Source organism: Nitratidesulfovibrio oxamicus, from assembly GCF_015731765.1.
Taxonomy (GTDB): Bacteria; Desulfobacterota; Desulfovibrionia; order Desulfovibrionales; family Desulfovibrionaceae; genus Cupidesulfovibrio; species Cupidesulfovibrio oxamicus.
Map to the genome: position 1 here is coordinate 1 of NZ_VRYY01000205.1, position 4,374 is coordinate 4,374.

The window sequence follows — 4,374 nt, forward strand, 5'->3', positions numbered from 1 at the left end:
CAAGCGGCGAGAGCCAGAGCCCGAGGATACCGAAATGTGGAGAACTTCATCACCATGGTCTACCTGATCGCGGCCCCGATTCAGGTCGTGGTGGCTTCATGAATTCCACATCAAACGTCGAAGAACCACGAAAAAGCAGTGGTTCGTCCGAACAGGACGAACCACTCCGATCAGGTGCCCGAGCGCCTGAAGAGATGCCCTGCCGCCACGCAAAAGGCCCTCGTTGCCGAGGGGCCTTTGCCGTGCCTTTTCCTGCGCCACCCCGCTACGACTTCATGCCCTCGATGATGGCGCGCAGTTCCTCGGCCATGCGGGCCACTTCGGCAATGGCCAGGGCCGACTGGTTCATGGCCTCTGCCGTCTCGCTGGAGATGACGTTCAACTCCTCGGTGGCGCGGGCGATCTGCTCGCTGGCCGCCGATTGCTCCTCGGCGGCGGATGCGATGGACCGCACCATGTCCGCCGTGTCCACCGAAACGCTGAGGATCTCGCGCAGCGATGCTCCGGCCTGGGCCGACCGTTCCGCCGAAGTATCCGCATCTGCACCGGCAAGGCCCATCAGGTCCACGCTCTTCTGGGTTACTTGCTGGATGGCCCGGATGACCTGTCCCACCTCGTTGGTGGCGCTCATGGTCTTTTCCGCCAGCTTGCGCACTTCGTCCGCCACAACCGCGAATCCGCGCCCGGCGTCGCCCGCGCGGGCCGCCTCGATAGCCGCGTTCAGGGCCAGCAGGTTGGTCTGGTCGGCGATGTCAGAGATCATGTCGATGATGGCGCCTATGCCGTCGGCCTGCTTGCCCAGTTCGTGCAGGCTGCCGCCCATTTCGGTCATGCGGTCGCGCAGGGCGCGGATGGAGCCCACGGTGTCCTGCACCACCTGTTCGCCCTGTTCGGCGCGCGAACGGGCCAGGTCGGCGTTTTCCGCGGCACTGCCCGCGCTGCGCGCCACTTCCAGGATGGAGGCGTTCATCTGTTCCACGGCGGTCGCCGATTCGGAAACGCGGGTCTTCTGGTTTTCCGTGCCCCGGCTGGACTCCTCTATCTGCGACGCCAGTTCTTCCGCCGCCGTGGACAGCCGGGCCGAAACGTCCATGGCCGCGCGGGCCGCATCGGCGATGCGGTCACGCTGGGCTTCGATCTGGCGCTGCTTCTCCACCATCTCGCTGATGTCGTTCCAGAACGAGATGGAGCCAAGCAGTTCGCCGTCCATGTCGTAGAACGGAGTTGTCACCACGTCGAGGTGCACGGTGCGCGCGCCGTCCTGCGACGTCCACACCGTCTGTGCCGTCAGGGTGCGCCGTTCCTTGATGGCCTTGTCGGACAGCGTTTCCCGGTTGGGGTCGAACCAGTAGAACTCGCCGGATTTCATGCCGTAATAGTCCGGGGGGGGCTTTGGCCGGCCCAGCAGTTCACAGACCTGGGTGTTGGCCCAGGACATGGTGAAATCGGGCGCCACGATGCCGCAGGGAGTGGGAATGCCTTCCAGCACGCCCCGGGCAAAACCCAGTTCGCGTTTGATGCTGTCCTTCATGCGCCGGGTGTTGTCGGCCAGTCCCGCCAGTTCGCAACTGAAGCTGCCGTCCAGCGTGGTGCCGTAGTTGCCCCCGGCGATGTCCGCCGTGAATTGGCCCACGGCCTGCAACGGCAACACCACCAGCCTGCGCAGCAGCAGCACCACCACTGCTGCCAGCACCACACAGACCAGCGCGGCAATGCCCGTCACCACGTTGCGCAGGGATTCCGCCTCCTCCAGCAACTCGGACTCGTTCACGGTGCTGGCCATGATCCAGTTGGTCTGGGCAATGCGGCTGTACGCCGCCAGTTTGCGGACGCCCTTGAATTCGTATTGCAACGTGCCGCGCTGATTGACCAGCATCTCGCGCACGAAGGGTAGGTCCTTGCCCGGTTGCAGCAGTATGGCAGGGTCGGGGTGGGCGATGAACGTGCCGTCGGTGTCCATGATGTACAGGTAGCCGGTCTGCCCGACCTTGATGGGCAAGATGGCGGCTTCGGTAAAGGCGTTGAAGTCGAACGACACTTGCACCCCGCCAATGATCGCCCCGGACGCATCGCGCAGCGCGGTGGCCATGCGGAAGACCATCCGACCGCCGTCGCCCTTGGCCACGGTCTTGTCCGAGGCCATTTCGCCGCCGTCCAGCACCCGGCGGACCACGGCGTGGCCGCTTTTGTCCTGGCCACGCTCGTCGGCCCCGCTGTTGTTGGCTCCGGCCACCACCACCCCGCGCTTGTCGAAGGCGTAGACCGACCAGATTTCCTTGTAGGTGCGCAGGTAGTCGCGCAAACGGTTCTGGGCCACTCCGTTCTCGTCGTTGCCATCCGCGACGGCTTCCACAATGGCCCGTTGCCGGGCCAGGACGAGGATCAGCTTCTTTTGGTTTTCCAGCGTGATGTCGGCGGCGACCTGCGCCGTGTCCACCAACCCCTGGGAACTGCTTTGCCGCAGGTGCAACGCCAGGTTCGTGGTGGCAGAAGTGACGTACCAGCCCAGCCCGCCGAACCCTACGGCCAGCAGCGCGACGACCAGCGCGCCGATCCGGGCGTTCAGCCTGTCGAAAAAACCCGTAGTGCCCCGCATGATGCCTCCCTGATGATGCAGCCCTCTCTGTTTCATCGGCAGCAATGCCGATGATGTTAGTGAGCGTGGCGATATTTTACAGTATTTTCCGCTGGATGGGACATGGGTATATTCTAACGCTGAATGCATGTGGAGTGCCTTAATCCGAAATTCCTGCGATTTCAGGTGGCTGTATCGAATGATACCACCCCGGTTGGCGCGAAGCATGACGCAGCAGGGAAAGGCGCCGGGCTTTTGAAGGATGTTCCGGCTTGACGGGCGGGGGCGCACAGGCCGTCCCGCGGGGCGAGCGGCGAATACGTATCTGCGAGGAGGGACGCGGGGAAAGGGGCGGGACACGCCAGGGTGCCCAGCCCCTTCGGGGTGGTGGTGGATTATGTGCGTTCGCCGCGCGCACGGGGCAGGCGCAGCAGTGCTTCCAGCCCGCCACCGTCGCGCGCCGCGCTTTCCAGTAGGTTGGACAGGCAGTGCTTAAGTGTGGGGTGTCAACAGGTTGTTCCCCGTTGGGCTAACCGTCCTGCCGGAGTTCTGACCCCAAGGGCAGAATGCGGCGGGCGATTGTTGTAACGCTGAAACCATCGGGAAAGGGCCTTCGTTCATATGTTGGAGCGGGTGCATGCCGTGACGTATGCCCACTCTTTCAATGCTGTCGTGATGAAACGTTCCGCCTTGCCATTGGTTCTGGGCGTGTACAGGCAGGTGCGGATATGCCTGAGGCCAAACTTGTTGCACGCCGTACGGAACAGCCTCGAAACATAGCAAGGGCCATTGTCGATCATGATCCGTTTCACGACGATACCCATCTTCCGGTATCGCCCGACAAGAAAGCACAAGAACGCCGCGGCAGACACGGCGCGTTCGTCGTGCATCACCAGCGCATGCGCCATTCGCGTGGCATCGTCCGCGCATACATGCACATACTCCCAGCCAATACCGCGCCATCCACTTTCGGACGGTGCGCGGGCTTGCGCCGTAGCCTTGGCTGACGTCCCCAAGGCGCTCCCCCGAAAGCACGCTGCGGACCATTTTCTCACGACCGCGAGGCGTCAACTTGGCATTGCCGTGCATGTCCATCCGGTTTCCTGACGGCTGCTGTTGCTTGGCAACTCCAGTTTGACGGCCAGCTTCCGGGTGAACAACCGATCGGAGCACGACAGTTCGGGGCGCCTGCTGGGGGGCATCCCGCGTTGATGGATGCAGGGTGACGACATGCGGGAACGCCGGACAACCCCTGGCAGCGGGGGAGGGCAGGCGTATGGAAGGATTTTGCGGGGGCGGGGCGCGCGTGAAGGTCGGTCCGGGGCGGGATCAGGTCTCGGAGCCGGTGGTATCCGCAGTGCCGGGTGCGGCGTCTGCGGCCCCGCCCTGCTGGTACTGGCGGGGCGTGGCCCCGGTCAGGTCGCGGAACACGCGCGAGAAGTGGCTCTGGTCGGAAAAGCCGGTTTCCGCCGCCACATGGCTGATGGAGTGCCCTGCCGCCAGCAGGCCCTTTGCCGCCTCTACCCGCAGTTGGGTCTGGTAGGCGTGCGGGGGCAGGCCCGTGGCCTGCTGGAACATGCGCAGCAGGTGGCAGCGGCTGCGCCCGGCAAGGCGGGCCAGGACGTCCAGGCGTACCTGGTCGGCCATGTGGTCGCGCAGGTGGCGGCGCACCGCCTCGATTATGGCCGTGGCGTCCGAAGGGGCCGTGGTGACGAGAGGGGCGGCGGTTGCGGCGGGCCGGGTTGGCGGGAGGGCATCGGCGGGAGTCGTGGGGTTCGCGGCGGGACCAGCGTCGGGCG

Annotated in this window: 3 protein-coding genes and 1 pseudogene; all 4 read right to left on the minus strand. The window is 64.7% G+C overall.

What is annotated here, in order from left to right:
• Nucleotides 1-265 precede the first annotated feature (265 nt).
• Nucleotides 266-2,596, minus strand: a complete 2,331-nt coding sequence (locus FVW20_RS08230) for a methyl-accepting chemotaxis protein (protein ID WP_196609036.1) — start codon at nucleotides 2,594-2,596, stop codon at nucleotides 266-268.
• Between the two features lie 485 nt (nucleotides 2,597-3,081).
• Nucleotides 3,082-3,180 (minus strand): annotated as a pseudogene (locus tag FVW20_RS20145) (hypothetical protein); the annotation flags it as partial.
• A 12-nt stretch (nucleotides 3,181-3,192) separates the two neighbouring features.
• Nucleotides 3,193-3,630: a DDE-type integrase/transposase/recombinase gene (locus tag FVW20_RS08240; protein WP_372434976.1), complete on the minus strand. Its 438-nt coding sequence runs from the start codon at nucleotides 3,628-3,630 to the stop codon at nucleotides 3,193-3,195.
• A 274-nt stretch (nucleotides 3,631-3,904) separates the two neighbouring features.
• Nucleotides 3,905-4,374: helix-turn-helix domain-containing protein (locus FVW20_RS08245; RefSeq protein WP_231038969.1), on the minus strand; the 470-nt coding region annotated here is incomplete at its 5' end.

Excerpts from the sequence above, each read along its gene's own strand:
- FVW20_RS08230 (WP_196609036.1), bottom strand. The coding sequence starts at position 2,596 with ATGCGGGGCACTACGGGTTTTTTCGACAGGCTGAACGCCCGGATCGGC.